Source organism: Campylobacter concisus, assembly GCF_002914005.1.
GTDB lineage: Bacteria > Campylobacterota > Campylobacteria > Campylobacterales > Campylobacteraceae > Campylobacter_A > Campylobacter_A concisus_N.
In genome coordinates this window covers 52,526-69,054 of the sequence record NZ_POZU01000010.1, presented here as the reverse complement: position 1 = coordinate 69,054, position 16,529 = coordinate 52,526, and the positions used below count along the sequence as shown (strand labels likewise).

16 protein-coding genes, 2 tRNA genes and 2 pseudogenes are annotated in these 16,529 nt (G+C 40.4%); 2 read left to right on the top strand and 18 right to left on the bottom strand.

The features are described from left to right. The 14 genes from CYP54_RS01290 to gmhB form a co-directional block, all read right to left on the bottom strand. Positions 1-825, bottom strand: coding sequence for a pyridoxamine kinase (locus CYP54_RS01290; protein ID WP_103603885.1), 825 nt, complete (start codon positions 823-825; stop codon positions 1-3). Continuing rightward, entirely contained in the window at positions 826-1,692 is an 867-nt protein-coding gene (locus tag CYP54_RS01285; RefSeq protein WP_103603898.1) for a radical SAM protein, read from the bottom strand. A 46-nt stretch (positions 1,693-1,738) separates the two neighbouring features. Then, the gene (hemE, locus tag CYP54_RS01280; protein WP_103603884.1) at positions 1,739-2,761 is read right to left on the bottom strand and encodes a uroporphyrinogen decarboxylase; all 1,023 of its coding nucleotides are present in this window, start codon (positions 2,759-2,761) and stop codon (positions 1,739-1,741) included. Positions 2,762-2,853: 92 nt separating this feature from the next. Continuing rightward, positions 2,854-3,360, bottom strand: a complete 507-nt coding sequence (locus CYP54_RS01275; protein WP_087578735.1) for a YqhA family protein — start codon at positions 3,358-3,360, stop codon at positions 2,854-2,856. A 16-nt stretch (positions 3,361-3,376) separates the two neighbouring features. Continuing rightward, positions 3,377-4,402, bottom strand: coding sequence for an aspartate-semialdehyde dehydrogenase (locus CYP54_RS01270; protein WP_103603883.1), 1,026 nt, complete (start codon positions 4,400-4,402; stop codon positions 3,377-3,379). Between the two features lie 50 nt (positions 4,403-4,452). Continuing rightward, entirely contained in the window at positions 4,453-5,607 is a 1,155-nt protein-coding gene (locus CYP54_RS01265; protein ID WP_103603882.1) for a sigma-54-dependent transcriptional regulator, read from the bottom strand. Positions 5,608-5,619: 12 nt separating this feature from the next. Next, positions 5,620-6,012, bottom strand: coding sequence for a hypothetical protein (locus CYP54_RS01260; protein ID WP_103603881.1), 393 nt, complete (start codon positions 6,010-6,012; stop codon positions 5,620-5,622). After that, entirely contained in the window at positions 5,988-6,488 is a 501-nt protein-coding gene (locus CYP54_RS01255) for an LPP20 family lipoprotein (RefSeq protein ID WP_103603880.1), read from the bottom strand. The genes CYP54_RS01260 and CYP54_RS01255 overlap by 25 nt, the downstream gene beginning before the upstream one ends. Positions 6,489-6,532: 44 nt before the next feature. Beyond that, on the bottom strand, positions 6,533-9,154 hold the full coding sequence (gene gyrA / locus CYP54_RS01250) for a DNA gyrase subunit A (protein WP_103603879.1): 2,622 nt from the start codon (positions 9,152-9,154) through the stop codon (positions 6,533-6,535). A gap of 125 nt (positions 9,155-9,279) precedes the next feature. Further along, positions 9,280-9,675 carry an SseB family protein gene (locus CYP54_RS01245; protein ID WP_103603878.1) on the bottom strand — a complete coding sequence of 132 codons (396 nt, stop codon included), beginning with the start codon at positions 9,673-9,675 and terminating at the stop codon, positions 9,280-9,282. 1 nt (position 9,676) lies between these two features. Beyond that, positions 9,677-10,246 (bottom strand): D-sedoheptulose 7-phosphate isomerase, encoded by a 570-nt coding sequence (gene gmhA, locus CYP54_RS01240; protein WP_103603877.1) that lies wholly within the window; start codon positions 10,244-10,246, stop codon positions 9,677-9,679. After that, positions 10,221-11,639, bottom strand: coding sequence for a D-glycero-beta-D-manno-heptose-7-phosphate kinase (rfaE1, locus tag CYP54_RS01235; protein ID WP_103603876.1), 1,419 nt, complete (start codon positions 11,637-11,639; stop codon positions 10,221-10,223). Before rfaE1 ends, gmhA begins: the two co-directional genes overlap by 26 nt. Then, positions 11,632-12,621: an ADP-glyceromanno-heptose 6-epimerase gene (gene rfaD, locus CYP54_RS01230; protein WP_103603875.1), complete on the bottom strand. Its 990-nt coding sequence runs from the start codon at positions 12,619-12,621 to the stop codon at positions 11,632-11,634. The genes rfaE1 and rfaD overlap by 8 nt, the downstream gene beginning before the upstream one ends. Next, a complete protein-coding gene (gene gmhB / locus CYP54_RS01225) occupies positions 12,618-13,133 on the bottom strand; it encodes a D-glycero-beta-D-manno-heptose 1,7-bisphosphate 7-phosphatase (RefSeq protein ID WP_103603874.1) in 516 nt (171 codons plus the stop codon). Before gmhB ends, rfaD begins: the two co-directional genes overlap by 4 nt. A gap of 91 nt (positions 13,134-13,224) precedes the next feature. Between gmhB and CYP54_RS01220 the strand changes: the two genes are divergently transcribed. Both CYP54_RS01220 and CYP54_RS10255 read left to right on the top strand, forming a co-directional pair. Further along, entirely contained in the window at positions 13,225-13,527 is a 303-nt protein-coding gene (locus CYP54_RS01220) for a c-type cytochrome (protein WP_103603873.1), read from the top strand. A 294-nt stretch (positions 13,528-13,821) separates the two neighbouring features. Continuing rightward, positions 13,822-14,106: a tyrosine-type recombinase/integrase gene (locus CYP54_RS10255; RefSeq protein ID WP_430732699.1), complete on the top strand. Its 285-nt coding sequence runs from the start codon at positions 13,822-13,824 to the stop codon at positions 14,104-14,106. Between the two features lie 28 nt (positions 14,107-14,134). Here the strand turns inward: CYP54_RS10255 and CYP54_RS01210 are convergent. From CYP54_RS01210 to CYP54_RS10250, 4 genes and pseudogenes are all read right to left on the bottom strand, one after another. Next, positions 14,135-14,209, bottom strand: a tRNA-Met gene (locus CYP54_RS01210). Between the two features lie 26 nt (positions 14,210-14,235). After that, positions 14,236-14,310, bottom strand: a tRNA-Gln gene (locus tag CYP54_RS01205). A 107-nt stretch (positions 14,311-14,417) separates the two neighbouring features. Continuing rightward, positions 14,418-15,878 (bottom strand): annotated as a pseudogene (locus CYP54_RS01200) (DNA translocase FtsK); the annotation flags it as partial. Between the two features lie 261 nt (positions 15,879-16,139). Then, positions 16,140-16,496: pseudogene (locus CYP54_RS10250) on the bottom strand (DNA translocase FtsK 4TM domain-containing protein); the annotation flags it as partial. Between the last annotated feature and the right edge of the window lie 33 nt (positions 16,497-16,529).

Here is a 16,529-nt window from a genome sequence, read left to right as displayed (position 1 = left end):
CTATTTTGCAAGAGTGCCAAGCACCTTTTCAAACTGCACACCATACCATGTGCGGCTCTTGTCTTTTAGCGTGATTTTAATGCTACTAAGCACAAAATTTGCTGCCTTTCTGATAGCATTTTGCATGCTTTCACCATTTATAAGTGAGCCAAAAAGCACAGAAGCAAAAATATCTCCAGTTCCACTCGTATGAAATGGCAAAAATTCGTGAAAATACTCTACCTTCTCTTTTGTCTTTGCGTCGTAAGCTATGATGCCACATTCATTTTGCTTGTATCTAATGCCCTTTAACACAATCTTTCTAACTCCAAAGCTAGCCAAGCTTTCAAGCAACTCTAAAATATAATCTTGCGTATAGTCACTGCCTAAAAACGGCATCCCGCACATAAAGCTTGCCTCTGTTATGTTTGGCGTGATAACGTGAGCTTTTGTGCAAAGATCACGCATTTTCATAACAAATTTTTCATCAAATCCGTGATAGAGCTTGCCATTGTCGCCCATGCAAGGATCTACAAGTATTAGTGGAGCAGAGCTATTAAACTCATTAAAAATTTTCTCTATCAGCTCAAGCTGGCTAAAGCTACCTAAAAATCCAGTATAAATTCCATCAAATGCGATATTTTCTTTGTGCCATACTTGTGTTATCGCGTCAAATTCATCAGTCAGATCACGAAATGTGAAATTTTTAAAGCCAGTGTGAGTCGAAAGTAGCGCAGTAGGCAATATGCACGCCTCAATGCCTTGAGCGCTAATTATCGGAAGTGCGACAGTAAGGGAACATTTGCCAACGCACGAGATGTCTTGTATTGTAAGGATTCTTTTCATTTATGCTCTTAATTTATAAAATTTTACTCCAGCAACATCGGCTAGATAAACCACATCTTGTTGCAAGAATTTTGCTAGAGTTTGCTTTGAAGAGTCAGAAAAATTCTCTTCAACATTTGCAATAGTTTGCGGACGACGCCTTAGCATTTCTAAAATTTCATCCTCACTAAAGTTATACTTTTGCTCTATTTTGTGAGCTTTAGCTATATTAACCGGTACGCCACTTATCTGCTTGGCTAGCTCCTCTAGTTTTTTGGCGTCTACGCCTTTTACATTATAAGCTGGCGGACGATCTATCGTGCCAATATCCACTCGGTGCGGAGCTATCTCATTTATCGCTGCATTGAGTGCTATAAATTCCTCTTCTTTGTCGTTAAATCCAGCCACAACCAAAATTTCAAGCACAAGCTCGCCAGTAAATTCCTTGCGAAATTTAGCCATTGCTTTTATAAGCTCATTTACTTCTATGCCACTTTTGTTACGATCTATCTTTTTAAAAGTGCTTTGCACGGCGCTATCCAGGCTAAATTTAACTATATCAAGCCCATGTAGCGCTTCACAAATTTTTGGATCACACACGCCTGAGCCATTACTCAAAATAAGTGTTTTTGCGCTACCTTTTAGCTCATTTACTTTTGCTATCAGCTCTTTTAAGTGCGGGTAGAGAGTTGGTTCGCCATTTGCTGTAAGCGTGATGACGTCGATGTTTTGATAAGTTTTTAAAGCTTCTTTTAAATCGCTTATGATCTCGTCAACACTTGGTGGATTTTCTATCGCATTGACTACTTTAGCGCCACTTAGCTCGCAATAAACACAGTCAAAATTACATGATTTTTGCTTTGGACTTAGATCTATGCCAAGGCTCATGCCAAAACGGCGAGAATTTATCGGTCCAAAGACGATGCAAGGCTTGTTACCTTGCACTTTTTGTCTGCACCTGTTTTATAAAATATTTTGCATTCTCAACTGGCACATCAGGCAAAATTCCATGGCCAAGGTTGAAAATATGTGGCACACCTTTCATCGTGCTTAAAATTTTATCCACGCCTTCATCTATCGCCTTTTTGTTATAAAGCCTTGTTGGCTCCATGTTGCCTTGAAGGACATATCTTGGGCTAAGTTTTGCTTTGGCTAGCTCGATCGGTGTACTCCAGTCGACACCAAAAACATCAAATTTTCCTGAAATTTTATCCAGATAGCCGCTTATTCCTTTTGGGAAAACAATGACTGGAATTTCTGGAAATTCAGCCTTCACGCTATCAACTATCTTGTTTATGTAGTTAAATCCAAACTCAAAATAAGCCTGCTCCTCAAGTGCAGCTGCCCAGCTGTCAAAAATTTGCACCGCATTTACGCCTGCTCTTATCTGCTCTTTGACGTAAAGGATGAGAGCTTGCGTCACTTTTTCTAAAATTTGATGTAAAAATTCTGGATTTTGATAGAGCATTTTTTTGCAGACCGCATAAGTTTTACTGCCACCGCCTTCTATCATGTATGTAGCTATCGTCCAAGGCGCGCCACAAAAGCCAATGAGCGCCTTATCTTTGGCTAAATTTTCTCTTGTGAGCTTGATCGTGTCATAGACGTATGCTAAATTTTTAGTCGATTTTTCGATACTAAGTGCGTCAAGTGCGGCTTTATCACGCAAAGGCTCTGTAAAAACTGGACCCTCACCCTTTTCAAAATGTAGATCCATGCCCATTTCAAGAGGCACAACCAAGATATCGCTAAATAAAATCGCCGCATCAACGCCAAGAATTTCAACTGGTTGAAGTGTGACTTCGCTAGCCTTTTTGTAGTCTTTGCAAAGCGATAAAAAATCCCCTGCTTGCGCGCGTACTCGCATATACTCTGGCAAATATCTACCAGCTTGGCGCATCATCCAAACAGGCGTATATGGGGTAGGTTTTTTAAGGCAAGCGTCTATGAAAATCATCAAATTTCCTTTAAATTTTTAAATGGATATTACCTAAAAATAGCTAAAGAAAAGATGTAGGAGAAATTTTAAGCGTAAAAACGCTTAAAATTTTAGTGATCTCCCTTGTGAAGGAAGTAAAGTCCAAGGCAAAGTGCAAGGATAGAAGCCGCAAGATAGGCCATCTCAAGCGGTGTTGTAAAGTTTGCGTGAAGCACCCTTTGGAAGAAATTTACGATTAAAACCATGACGATCACTTTGCCAAGCTTGTCTTTTAGCTCATCAAGCGAATGCACTTCAAGCACCTTGCTCTGCTTTGACTGCTTTAGCTGAGTGATCTCTGAGATGAAAAGCTCATAAATTCCGAAGCTAAATATATAAAGAACAAGCGCCATCAAGTATAGATCGATCGCTCCAACTATCTCGCCAACGACCTCTGAGTGGAAATTTTCAACGTGAAAATCTGCAGCAAAGAAATATTTATAAACCTCTAAAAGTACCTTGCCGACGTCGTAACTTGCGATGATAAAAAGTACGATCGCACCTAAAAGTCCAAAAACTACTGGAAAAAGTGTAAAGCTGTTGCTAGCAAGCAAAATTTTTTCAAATATCTTACGCAATAAAAATCCTTTTTATTTACTCTTGCATCGCGATCCACTTTTGTGCGATCCTGACAGCATTTGTAGCAGCTCCCACACGTATCTGATCAGCACTACACCAAAGATGAAGCACATTAGGTCTGTAATTATCAACTCTGATCCTGCCAACGTAAGTCTCATTTGTATCGCTTGAAATGATAGGCATCGGATACTCTTTATTTGCTGGATTATCGACTACGACGACACTTGGAGCTTTGCTTAAAATTTCTCTAGCTGCATCCGCACTTACATCTTTATCAAAGTGGATAGTGATCGCCTCAGAGTGGCTCCTAAGCACTGGCACACGCACACAGGTAGCGCTAACTTCTATATTTTTGTGAAGAATTTTTTGCGTTTCATTGACCATTTTCATCTCTTCTTTTGTGTAGTCATTGTCCAAAAAGACATCGATGTGAGGGATCACGTTTAGTGCTAGGCGGTGTGCAAATACCTTTGGCTCGCACTCATCAAGCTTAAACTCAAAGAATTTTTGCATCTGAACGACAAGCTCTTCCATACCCTCTTTACCAGCACCACTTGCTGCTTGGTATGTAGAAACGTCAACTCTGTTGATGCCAAAAGCGTCATTTAATGGCTTTAAAATTTGCACCATTTGAATGGTTGAGCAGTTTGGATTTGCGATGATGCCGCGGTTTTTCCACATAGCAATGTCGCTTGGATTGCACTCTGGCACAACAAGAGGGATATCTTTATCCATCCTAAAATGGCTGGTGTTATCGATGACTACTGCACCACTATCAGCTGCAAATTTGGCAAATTTCTCTGAGACTGAACCGCCCGCACTAAAAAAAGCAATATCTATCTCATGCTCGCTAAAAACCTTTTCGGTTAGCTCTTTTACCTTGTAATATTTGCCATTAAATTCGATCTCACTACCAGCGCTTTTTGCACTAGCAAGCGGCAAAAGCTCTCCAACTGGAAACTCAACCTCTTCCATCACTCTAAAAAGCTCTTCGCCGACCGCTCCAGTAGCACCAACGACAGCTACGTTAAATTTTCTCATCTGCTCTCCTTATCTCTTTTTAATTTTTGTAATTTTACTTAAATTTATGGCTATTTTTTGCTTCTGGCTTGTAAAAATAGATCATTTGGCAAAATTTCATCGCCCTCGCTTAGTATCGCCGCTCTTTGCACGACTGAAATGAGCTCTCTTATGTTGCCTGGATAGTCGTAGCTCAAAAGCTCTTCTTTTGCTGCTTTTGAGAAATTTTTAGCCTCAAAGCCATACTCTTTGCAACATTTTTCCAAAGTATCCTGCGCAATAGGTAAAATTTCGTCTTTTCGCTCGCGAAGTGGCGGGATGAAAAGCGGGATCGTGTTTAGGCGGTAGAAAAGATCCTCTCTAAATCTGCCCTCCCTCATCGCAAGCTCTAAATTTGCGTTTGTAGCACAGATGATGCGAACGTCTATCTTTTCGCTCTTTGTAGCGCCAAGTCTTGTTATCTCGCGCTCCTGCAAGGCACGAAGCAGCTTTGGTTGTAAATTTATGGGCATCTCGCCGATCTCATCTAAAAATAGCGTTCCGCCATTTGCTAGCTCAAACTGCCCTTGTTTGGTTGTGGTTGCATCAGTAAATGCGCCCTTTTCAAAGCCAAAAAGCTCACTTTCTATCAAATTTTCAGGGATCGCTGCCATGTTTAAAGCAATAAATGCCACATCTTTTCTAGGTGAGTTTGCATGAATAAATTTAGCAAAGACCTCCTTGCCAACGCCACTTTCACCAATAAGCATTATTGAAGCATCGGTTCTTGCAGCTTTTAGCGCGATATTTAGCGTAGCTTCAAGCGCCTTTGAAGTGGCTAAAAAACCGTTATTTTCGCTTTTAGTTTCAACTTTTTTTATGCTTTTTGGAGTTTTTTGCTTTAGCGCCTCTACCCTTTTTATCGCCTTGTAAAGCGTTGAGACGTCAAATGGCTTGGTTAAAAAGTCCTTCACGCCAAGCCTAACGCTCTCGATCGCCTTGTTAAGTGTGGCGTTTCCAGTCATTATGATGACGTCAAATTTGCCGTTTAGCTCTTTAATGAACTCTAGTCCGTCCATCTTTGGCATGTTTATGTCGGTGATTATTAGATCAGTGTCCTCGCCTAGCTTTTTTAGAGCCTCAACTGCGCTCTTATAGCTTTTGATATTTAGCTCATCATACTCACCAAGCGCGATCTCAAGCGACTTTCGCATATTGATGTCATCTTCTACTATGACGATATTCATTTGATCTCTTTTTTATTGAAGTGTACCGATGATAGCGGATTTTGGCTTAAATTCCACCATAAATCTAACTGGCAAAATTTTCAAATTTGAAGCGTTTGATATCTGTGCATTTTTGACATGAAGCTCATTTTTTATCATAACTTTTTTTAAGGCAAAGCAGTCAAATATCTCATCTTTGTGTAAATTTAAAAAGCCAAGAGTTGTGGTGTTTTCATCTTTAAAGGCATCTATCTGGCAAAGAAATTTTGGTTTTGGATTTGGCGAAAGGGTCATCGCCTTTGAAAATGAAATTTCTTCAAAGGCAACTATTTGGTTTTTTGTATCAACCTTCGCCCAGAAGATAAACTCCTCTAGGCAAAAGGCAAAATTTAAAAGTATCGTTAGTAAGAAAAGACTTCTCGCCACTTATCTTCGTCTATCTTAAGCTCCATATTTACCTTATAAAGCCCGTCTTTGAAATTTTCATTCACGATCCTTGCGTTTTTGACAAGACCTTGAACCTTTGAAGTGATAGATGAGTCGTTTAGCATCGCGTCTCTTACAGTGTCTTCAGCGTTAATCTTTACGCCATAAAGCTTGCCAGCAAGCTGCGAATAGGCATCAGCCATCGCCGCTCTTTTTGCAAGTGTAACTGACTGAGCGTATGAGAGCGAATTTAGCGGAGCTATGCCCTCGCCTGTGGCTCTAAAAGTGGTCTCTCTTGGAGCGCTATCATATATCATCTTCTCTTTTTTCATCACCTCTCTAAGATCGTCTTTATCGACCTTTTGGATGACTACGTTGCGGTTTGATGTGTTAGTTGGCTCGCCCATAAAGCCGTTAAATGAGCAGCCACCAAAAATAGCAATCATCAAAGTAAAAGATAAAATTTTAACCTTCATAAACAACCTTTTTTATGCTTTTATTTAAATTTTAATAGCAAAATTTATTCCAAAAGCCCCATATCTTCGCTTGGTGCTTCGTCCTCGTCCTCGCCATCATCTGCCTTAGGGCATCTTGCAATACTTACAACATCATCGCCATCGACATTTACAACGATCACACCACTTGTGTTACGTCCTGCTTTGCGGATGGTTTGCATATCAACTCTGATCATCTTGCCACTTGATGTTAGAGCCATTAGATCTTGCTCTTCATCAACCATCACAACACCGATCAGATCGCCTGTTCTGCTTGTTAGTTTCATACAGATGACGCCTTTACCGCCGCGATTTGTCAAGCGGTACTCATCAGCGGTTGTGCGCTTGCCGATACCTTTTTGAGATATGCTTAAAATTTCTTGATCATTGCTTTCGATGACTGCTGCGCCTACGACCTCATCGCCTGGCTCTTTAAATTTGATGCCAGTTACGCCGCGTGCAGTTCTTCCCATTTGGCGAACCTTACTAATCTTAAATTTAAGACACATACCTTTTTTAGTCACTACAAATAGCATTGTCTCATTGCCTGAGTTTGCGTCTTCTTCGGCGTTTGCATTGTCTTCGTCGATCTCGTTTTGTATCTCTTCTATCTCAAGTACTTCAGTCTCAACGCTTAGCTCATTTTCAGGGTCAGTCACCGGCATATCATCATATGTTTGAGCGATGAGCGCAGTTACTAGCTCATCATTCTCATCAAGACTGATCGCTCTTACGCCAACTGAACGGATGTTTTTAAACTCGCTTAAATTTGTGCGTTTTACGATACCGTTTTTAGTAAAGAATGCTAGCGATTTGCTCTCGTCAAAGTCAGTCGTTGGGATGATCGCTTTAATCTTCTCATCAGGCTGCAACTGGATCAAATTTACAACTGCTTTGCCCTTTGCCGTGCGGCTTCCCTCTGGGATTTTGTAGACCTTTAACCAGTATAGCTGTCCGCGGTCTGTCACAAACATAAGCGTGTCGTGAGTATTTGAAGTAAAGAAACTCTCTATAAAGTCATCGTCGTATGTCGTGACCGCTACTTTACCCTTGCCACCACGTTTTTGCTTCTCGTACTGCTTGCTTGGCACACGCTTGATGTAGCCGCGGTGAGTTATGGTTACGACCATATTTTCATTTGGTATGAGGTCTTCGATATCGATATCATCGTAGTCATCAACGATCTCAGTAACTCTTGGTACTTTAAATTTATTTTTGATTTCAAGAAGCTCTTCTTTGATCAAATTTTCAAGCAATGTCTCACTCTTTAAAATTTCATCAAGTCTTGCGATCTCAGCCATAAGCTCAGCTAGCTCGGCCTCTAGTTTTTCTCTCTCTAGGCCTGTAAGCTTGCTTAGACGCATATCAAGGATAGCGTTTGCTTGAAGTTCTGAGAGGTTAAATTTACTCATCAGGCCTTCTCTAGCAACCGCTGTATCGGCACTATTTCTAATAAGCTCGATCACCTCGTCGATATTATCAAGTGCGATCTTTAAACCCTCTAAAATGTGGGCTCTTGCGCGCGCTTTTTCAAGCTCAAATATCGTCCTTCTAATGATAACGGTTTTTCTGTGGTTTAAAAATAGCTTAAGTAGCTCGATAAGGTTAAATACCTTTGGCTCTTTGTTATTGATAGCAAGCATAATAACGCCAAAAGTGCTCTCCATCGTGGTTGATTTAAAGAGATTATTTAGCACGATATCGCTCATAGCGTCGCGTTTTAGCTCGATGACGACGCGGATGCCGTCCTTATCAGACTCATCTCTAACCTCGCTGATGCCATCTATCTGCTTATCTTTTACAAGCTCAGCGATCTGCTCAATAAGCCTTGCTTTGTTTGTTTGATAAGGCAGCTCGTCGATTACTATGACATCTTTGTTTGGCTTTTTTTCTATGTGAGTTTTGGCTCTTAGTTTGACCCTGCCACGACCTGTGCGGTAGGCCTCTATGATGCCTTTTTTACCAAAGATGATACCGCCAGTTGGGAAGTCTGGACCTTTTATAAATTCCATCACCTCTTCAAGTGTCGCCTCTTTGTTTTCAAGAAGTAGCAAAAGACCGTCTATTAGCTCATCAAGGCTATGTGGTGGGATATTTGTCGCCATACCAACCGCGATACCGCTTGAGCCGTTTAATAATAAATTTGGCACACGGCTAGGCAAAACATCTGGCTCGACCTCTCTATCGTCGTAGTTTGGTACAAAATCAACCGTATCTTTGTCGATATCTTTTAAAAGCTCTTCAGTAAGCATGGTCATTCTAGCTTCGGTATAACGCATCGCAGCTGCGCTGTCGCCGTCAATCGAACCAAAGTTTCCTTGTCCATCAACGACTGGATAACGCATAGAAAATTTCTGAGCCATACGAACGAGTGCGTCATAAACTGCCGTATCACCGTGTGGATGGTACTTACCGATGACTTCGCCGACGATACGAGCTGACTTCATATAGGCACTTCTGCTACCAACGCCAAGATTGTCCATAGCGTATAAAATTCTTCTATGTACTGGCTTTAATCCGTCTCTAGCGTCAGGCAAAGCACGACCGACGATAACGCTCATGGAGTAGTCAAGATAGCTAGTTTTTATAGACTCTTCGATATCAACTGAAGCGATATCTTGGGTTAATTCAAGTAGATTGTCTTTCATTTTTTTCCTTAAATTTAGCTTGGCTGATTTTAGCTTAAAATTAATAAAAACTTGCTAAATAGCAAATTTGTGCAACACGAAAGATCTCTATAGTAAAACAAAAATTTCTTTTTATAAAGCAAAATTTAGTTCAAAATTTTTTCTATCTGATCTTTTTTAAGAATAAAATCGTAGCTAAAGGCATCTATCACGACTCCAGCGTAGCTACTCTCTTTTAGCATAGCTAGATACTCTTTTAGCCCTATCTCTATGCTCTCTTGCTCGCTATCGTTTCGCCAAAGCCTCATCGCCTCTTTGCTTGTAAATGCCGGAAAATAGCTAAGCTTTTCGCCCTCATCTTCAAGCAAAATAAATTTGATGTTTGAGCCCTCTTCTTCATAAACTACGCCACCATCAGGCTTTGCAAGTGCCTGGTTTAAAAGTACTGGAGCGAAAAAGCTAGCCTTTTTTAAAGCCGATATCAAATTTACTTCATTTTGTTGGCTAGGCTCATTTAAAAATTTATCCATCGCTTCTTGCATATTAACCCCTAAAAGCCTCATCTACGGCCTGGCAGATCGTGTGAATGAAAAATATGTGCGACTCCTGTATCCTTGCAGTGTCGCTTGAGCTAACGACCAAATTTAGATCGCAGCCCTCATTCATCGCTCCACCACCTTTGCCACTAAGTCCAAGTACCGATACGCCTATTTTCTTTGCACTTTTTATCGCTTCAAGGACGTTTTTGCTATTTCCGCTTGTTGATATCGCCACAAGCAAGTCGCCAGGACGAGCTAAAGCCTCAAGCTGACGTGAAAAAACATAGTCAAAGCCGTAGTCGTTACCAATAGCTGTAAGTGCCGAAGTATCGGTGGTTAGCGCGATGCCTGGGAGCGCTTGACGCTCGCTTTTATATCTGCCAGTTAGCTCAGCCGCAAAGTGCTGAGCATCCGCTGCAGAGCCGCCGTTGCCACATATTAGCACCTTTTTACCGTTTTTTAGCGTATCAGCCACCATCTGGCAAGCGCGCTCTAGGCTATCAAGCAAATTTACATGCTCGCCAAAGGTCTTTTGGTGAGCCTCTAGCTCATTTTTTATCATCGTTTTTAGCATCTTTTATCCTTTTTATTATCCCTGTTGTGCTTTTGCCCTCGACAAAGTCAATCAGCCTGACCTCTTTTACGATCTTGCTGCCAATGACCTCTTTGCCTTTATAGTCAGCCCCTTTTACAAGTACGTCTGGCTTTATTTTGGTGATCAAATTTAAAGGCGTATCCTCGTCAAAAATGACGACATAATCAACAAATCCAAGCCCACTTAGCACGCAGGCTCTATCATCTTGCGAATTTATAGGGCGCTCATCGCCTTTTAGTCTCTTAACTGAAGCGTCCGAGTTTAGCCCAACGACCAAAAGATCGCCAAGCTCTCTTGCTTGGGCTAGGTATTTTACGTGCCCAGCGTGCAGGATATCAAAGCAGCCATTTGTGAAAACGACCTTTTTCTTATCCTTTTGGCTCAAAATTTCCTCTAGCTCTTCAAGGCTTTTAAGCTTATGCTCGAAATTTGCTCCAAATGAGCTATTTAGCAGCTGCTCGATCTCACTAAAACTAGCCGTTGCACTGCCGATCTTTGCCACGACGACTGCTGCTGCGAGGTTTGCTATCTTGATCGCCTCTTTTATGTCAGCCCCATTTGCCAGCATATAGCCAAGTGTGGCAAGCACCGTATCTCCGGCACCAGTGACGTCAAAGACCTCTTTTGCTTTAGCAGCAAAAATGTGCAGCCTGTCGTCATATAGCGCTATGCCCTCTTCTGAAATCGTGATGAGCGAATAGGTCAAATTTAGCTCGTCTTTTAGCTTTTTTATCGCCTTTTCAAGCTCAGCTTTGTCTTTTATCTTTAAATTTGTAGCCTCGCTCGCCTCTTTTTTATTTGGCGTTAGAAGGGTTGCATTTTTATACTTTGAGTAGTCGCTACCTTTTGGGTCTATGAGCACTGGGATATTTAATCTCACGCACTCATTTATGATCTCTTGGCAGACTTTTTCGCTAAGCACGCCTTTGCCATAGTCGCTTAGCAAGACAGCCTTAAAATTTGCAAGGTTTTCTTTGACTTTTAAGATGAGCTCATCTTCTAAATTTATCTTTACAACGCTCTCTTTATCGATCCTGACAACTTGTTGGTGAGACGCCATGATACGGCTTTTTATCGAGCTTTCGCGTCCTTTTTCGGTGAGTATAAGCTCATCTTTTACGTTTAGCTCAGCAAGTCTTTCTTTTATCTTTTTACCAGCCTCATCATCGCCTAAAACGCTAGCCACACTCACATTTGCGCCAAGGGAAAGCAAATTTCTCACCACATTGCCAGCACCACCAAGCGTGTAGGTTTCGTCATTTATCTTTACTACTTGCACTGGCGCTTCGGGCGAGATGCGCTCGCAGCTGCCCCATATGTAGTGATCTAACATGAGATCGCCGACGACTAAAATTTTAACTATCTTAGCCATTTATCTCTTCCTTATAAATTCTCTTTATCTCTGGCAAGTAGTCTTTTATCGCCTCTTCTAAGCTCCACGTAGCACTAAAGCCAAATGCCTCTCTAGCTGGGGCCACGTCAGCCTCGGTGTGAAACTGATATGAGCCGATAAATGGGTTTTTTATGTATTCGTTGCCTAAATTTACGCCGATCTCACGCTGCAAGATGTCAGCGATATCTTGAAAACTTCTAGCCTTGCCAGTAGCTGCGTTATAGACGCCACTTGGCGCATCAAGTGCTTTTATGTTTGCGTCAATGATATCTTTTATATAGACGAAATCTCTTTTGATCTGGTCGCTGCCTTCAAAGAGTCTTGGAGTCTTGCCAGCTAAAATTTGTAAGCCAAACTGAAGTACCATTGAGGCGGTTTTGTTTTTGAAAAACTCGCCCTTACCAAAGACGTTAAAATACCTCAGTCCAACCACGCTCACACCGCGCTTTGCGTAAATTTTATTGATATTATCCATGCTTAGCTTACTAAAGCCATAGACGTTATTTGGTGCTTCGCACTCGCCAACGGTTTGTGGGCTCTTTGCGTTGCCGTAAGTGGCACCTGAGCTTGCGTAGATCATCTTTGCGCCCAAACTTTCGCAGATATCGAGCAAATTTACAAAAGCGTTTACATTTGTTTTTATTAGCTCGTCTTGCTCTTTTACGGTCGTATCTGAGATCGCTGCCTCGTGGTAGATAACGCCTGGACGAAAGCTCTTTATCTTTTCAAGTGTGCTAGGATCGTTGATGTCGCCGGCGTAAATTTCACCCTTAAAGCCTAGTAAATTTTTAAAATGTCCAAAGCTTTTTAAGTTGCCATTGCTAAATGTCTCATCGTTTCTAAATTTATCCACGACAAGCACGTGAGCATCTTTGTAATTTTCATCAAAATAATGCGCCAAGGCTGAGCCTATAAAGCCAGCGCCGCCAGTTATAACTATATTTTTTCCATTTAAATTCATAGTGATTTTTCCTTTTTTAGCTTATTTAAAACATCTCTTACATTTTTAAAATTTATACCATCAAGCAAGAAATTTCTACCAACACCTGCTCTTTTGCCAGCCTCAACGTCGCTTGGCTTATCGCCTATCATGAGCGAGTTTCCAAGGTCTATGTCAAACTCTTTGCAGGCATCAAGTATCATCTTTGGATTTGGTTTTCTACAAGCGCAATCCGCCTCTGGGGCATGTGGGCAAAAATAGACTTTGGTGATAAAAATTTGCTCTTTTTTGAAAATTTCAAGCATAAATTTAGTTAGAGCGTCAAACTGCTCCTGCGTGTAGTAGCCTCTGCCGATACCTGATTGATTTGTTACGATAAAGAGCTTGTAGCCAGCCCCAGCAAATTCCCTTAACGCATCAAAAATGCCATCGATAAATTTAAAATCTTTTATCTCGTAAACATATCCAGCATCTTCGTTTATTACGCCGTCTCTATCCAGAAAAAGTGCTTTAATAGGCTCATTTTTATTCATTTTGTGATTATAGCCAAAATATTTTAACTAGCTTCTTGCGAATTTACCTTTTTGTACTATAATGCATAAACTTTTTTACAAAGGATGAAAAATGAAAAAATTACTAATTGTTTCTAGCGTTGCGGCTCTACTTTCAACTGCTGCCTTTGCTACAGATGGTGCTGCTATCTACAAAAAATGCATCGCCTGTCATGGTGCAAAAGCTGAAAAAATGTTCAATAATAAAGTTCCAGCTTTAACATCTCTTGATGCAGCAGCTATCGAAGAGGCACTAAAGGGTTATAAAACAGGAGCAAATAAATTTGGTCTTGGCGCTATGATGAAACCGATCGCTACTCCAATGAGCGACGAAGATGCAAAAGCAGTAGCTGAATACATCCAAACTTTAAAATAATAATTAGGGGCATTCGCCCCTTCTGCATTTTTAAATTTATACTAATAATCCATAAAACAATACTAGGTGGGAATTTCTCTTTTTATATTTAAAAGTTATGAAACCTATTTTTACTAATCTTTCTTTTTACATATTAAAACAAAACTATTCTAGTCTTCAAAGCCATAAAACAACGCTTAGAAATAGCTAAGAGCGTAAGTAAAATAGAGGCTCTCGCAAACTCTTTACTGAAACAAGAGACGACCAAGTGCTTCGTATGGCTTACTACTGGATATCTCAAGGGGCTTATGATAACTGCAAAGATCTACCTTAAATAAATGCCCTATAACTCATCTAAACCACGATACAGCAAATCGTATGTGGTGGGCCGTAAGAAACCATTTAGGATATGCAGGGAGTAACACTACTCACGGATTATACGTATTACGCCATACAGTGGCTTCTAGGTTAGTGAGTTTGAAGGGATTTAATGCTCATAAACTGATAAAATTTATGGGTCATACTGATATTAAGAGTAGCCTACACTATGTCCATCTAGGTGTAGAGGATATACGTGATGGTGTGGGGGTTGGTGCTTAGTTTTTAGATGATAAAGATATGGGGCATTTGGTTGCGGAGGACGGATTTGAACCGCCGACCTTCGGGTTATGAGCCCGACGAGCTACCACTGCTCTACTCCGCGATAAGTGTTATTTTGGATTTAAAAAGTGGATGGGGTAAGAGGATTCGAACCTCTGAATGACTGGACCAAAACCAGTTGCCTTACCGCTTGGCGATACCCCAATGTTTTTAAGAGTTGTAATTATATAGATTTTAATGTGCTTTGTCAAGACTTTTTAGAATTTTAATAAAAATTAAAATTCTAAAATTAAAATAATTTATGACTTTAGCTATAAAATTTCTCTTTGTCCTTTTGCATTCACTGGACTTAAAACACCCATTTTCTCCATTTGCTCTATTATATTTGCAGCTTTGTTGTAACCTATTTTTAGACGTCTTTGCAGATAACTTATCGACGTTTTTTGCTCACTTAAAATGATCTCTTTGGCCTCTTCATAAAGCTCATCAAGTTCATCTTCTCCTAGAGTACCAGCAGCTACACTTCCGCTTGTGCCTTCTTCTATTAAAAATTTTTCATCATAAACTACATCTTGTTGCTCTTTTAAGAAATTTACAACCGTTTCTATCTCTTTTTCGCTGGCAAATGGTGCATGTAATCTTATCACACCAGGGCTTCCTGGAGGTGTAAATAACATATCTCCGCGTCCGAGCAAGCTCTCAGCTCCCATTTGATCTAAGATGACCTTGCTATCGATCCTCTGCCCTACCCTATAGCTTATCCTGCTTGGTAAATTTGCCTTTATAAGACCAGTCACGACATCGACACTTGGGCGCTGGGTTGCCACTATCAAGTGTATACCGCTAGCTCTTGCCATCTGTGCTAGGCGGCCGATATAAAGCTCCACATCCTTCCCGCTAGTCATCATGAGATCAGCAAGCTCGTCTATGATCACAACGATGTACGGGAACTGCTCGCCGCCTTCCTCTTTCATCTTTTCGTTGTAGCTCTCTATATTTTTCGTACGAGTTTGGCTCATTATCTTATATCTTCGCTCCATTTCAGCGACCATATTGGCAAGTGCAGTGATCGCCTTTTTAGCCTCTGTGATAACTGGAGTTAGAAGATGTGGGATATCGTTATATATGCTAAATTCAAGCATTTTTGGATCGATCATCATTAGACGCAAAGTTTGCGGGCTATTTCTATAAAGCAAGCTCAAAAGCATCGCGTTTATACCCACACTTTTGCCAGATCCTGTAGTTCCAGCGATTAGCAAATGAGGTAGTTTTTTAAGGTCTGTCACAAAAGGCGCACCAACAATATCTTTGCCAAGAGCCATAGTTAGCGGGCTACTTGCATTTTTAAAGACTTCGCTCTCTAAAATTTCTTTTAGATAGATTGTTTCCAAATTTTGATTTGGCACCTCGATACCTACCACATCTTTACCAGGGATCGGCGCTTGGATACGGATCGTTTGAGCCTTTAGTGCCATCGCTAGGTCATCTTGAAGTGTTAAAATTTTACTTACCTTGATATGTGGGGCTGGACGAAACTCAAATGTCGTGACTATAGGTCCAGTATAAGTTCTAACCACATCGCCGTCTATTTTAAACTTACGGAGTTTATCAAGTAAATTAGAAATTTGCTGGTCGATTTCAGTTTCATTGACACTGTGCGAGCGTTTTGGCGGATCGTTTAAAAATTTAAGCGGTGGTAAGACAAAATTCTTTGGTTTTTCTACATTTCCTCGCTCTATTTGATCAAGCAACTTCTTGTTCTCAGCCACTTCGTTTAAAATTTCAACTCCGTTTATAGTTGAGGCTATGCTCTCTTTTTCTAGCTCAGGCTCTAGCTCTTCATCTAAATTCTGTTCACCATCATTTAGCACCTGAGCTTCTATAAGCTCTTCTTCTTTTATATCATTATTCTTTTGTCTTTTGCGTTCGATTTTTGGAAGTTGTTTTTGTTTTATCTCTTTTAAATTTCTCTCTTCATGGACTTTTATCTCTTTATCCACAAACGCCTTTCTTAAAACAATGATAAAATTTTCCCTAAAAGCAAGCCCAAGTGAGATAATAAACATCATAAGTATAGCAACCACAGTACCGATAGAGCCGATTACCTCTTTTAAGGAACTAACTATAAAATTTCCAATTATACCGCCATTTACACTTGAAGCACTCAAGGCTTGAAACATCAAAAAAGCTACAAAAAAGAGAAAAATTCCTACTAAAAACTGAGCAAAATCAAAGTCAAATTTCTTAAAATTTTTATAGACAAAATAGCCTAAAATGATCAATAAAAATGGATAAACATACGCTATAAGTCCAAAATATTTGATATTTAAAACACCAAGGCTTTGTCCAAGCGAACCAACAAAATCAGCAGTTGGAGCAGCTGTGGCTATACCAAAATATATAAAAATGCAAACAAAAATTGT

Excerpts from the sequence above, each read along its gene's own strand:
- gmhB (WP_103603874.1), bottom strand. The coding sequence starts at position 13,133 with ATGAATAAAAATGAGCCTATTAAAGCACTTTTTCTGGATAGAGACGGC.
- CYP54_RS01245 (WP_103603878.1), bottom strand. The coding sequence starts at position 9,675 with ATGCAAGAAGCGATGGATAAATTTTTAAATGAGCCTAGCCAACAAAAT.
- CYP54_RS01220 (WP_103603873.1), top strand. The coding sequence starts at position 13,225 with ATGAAAAAATTACTAATTGTTTCTAGCGTTGCGGCTCTACTTTCAACT.
- rfaD (WP_103603875.1), bottom strand. The coding sequence starts at position 12,621 with ATGAATTTAAATGGAAAAAATATAGTTATAACTGGCGGCGCTGGCTTT.
- rfaE1 (WP_103603876.1), bottom strand. The coding sequence starts at position 11,639 with ATGGCTAAGATAGTTAAAATTTTAGTCGTCGGCGATCTCATGTTAGAT.
- CYP54_RS01290 (WP_103603885.1), bottom strand. The coding sequence starts at position 825 with ATGAAAAGAATCCTTACAATACAAGACATCTCGTGCGTTGGCAAATGT.
- CYP54_RS01265 (WP_103603882.1), bottom strand. The coding sequence starts at position 5,607 with ATGAATATCGTCATAGTAGAAGATGACATCAATATGCGAAAGTCGCTT.
- hemE (WP_103603884.1), bottom strand. The coding sequence starts at position 2,761 with ATGATTTTCATAGACGCTTGCCTTAAAAAACCTACCCCATATACGCCT.
- gyrA (WP_103603879.1), bottom strand. The coding sequence starts at position 9,154 with ATGAAAGACAATCTACTTGAATTAACCCAAGATATCGCTTCAGTTGAT.
- CYP54_RS01270 (WP_103603883.1), bottom strand. The coding sequence starts at position 4,402 with ATGAGAAAATTTAACGTAGCTGTCGTTGGTGCTACTGGAGCGGTCGGC.
- gmhA (WP_103603877.1), bottom strand. The coding sequence starts at position 10,246 with ATGCTAAAAACGATGATAAAAAATGAGCTAGAGGCTCACCAAAAGACC.
- CYP54_RS01255 (WP_103603880.1), bottom strand. The coding sequence starts at position 6,488 with ATGAAGGTTAAAATTTTATCTTTTACTTTGATGATTGCTATTTTTGGT.
- CYP54_RS01285 (WP_103603898.1), bottom strand. The coding sequence starts at position 1,692 with ATGAGCCTTGGCATAGATCTAAGTCCAAAGCAAAAATCATGTAATTTT.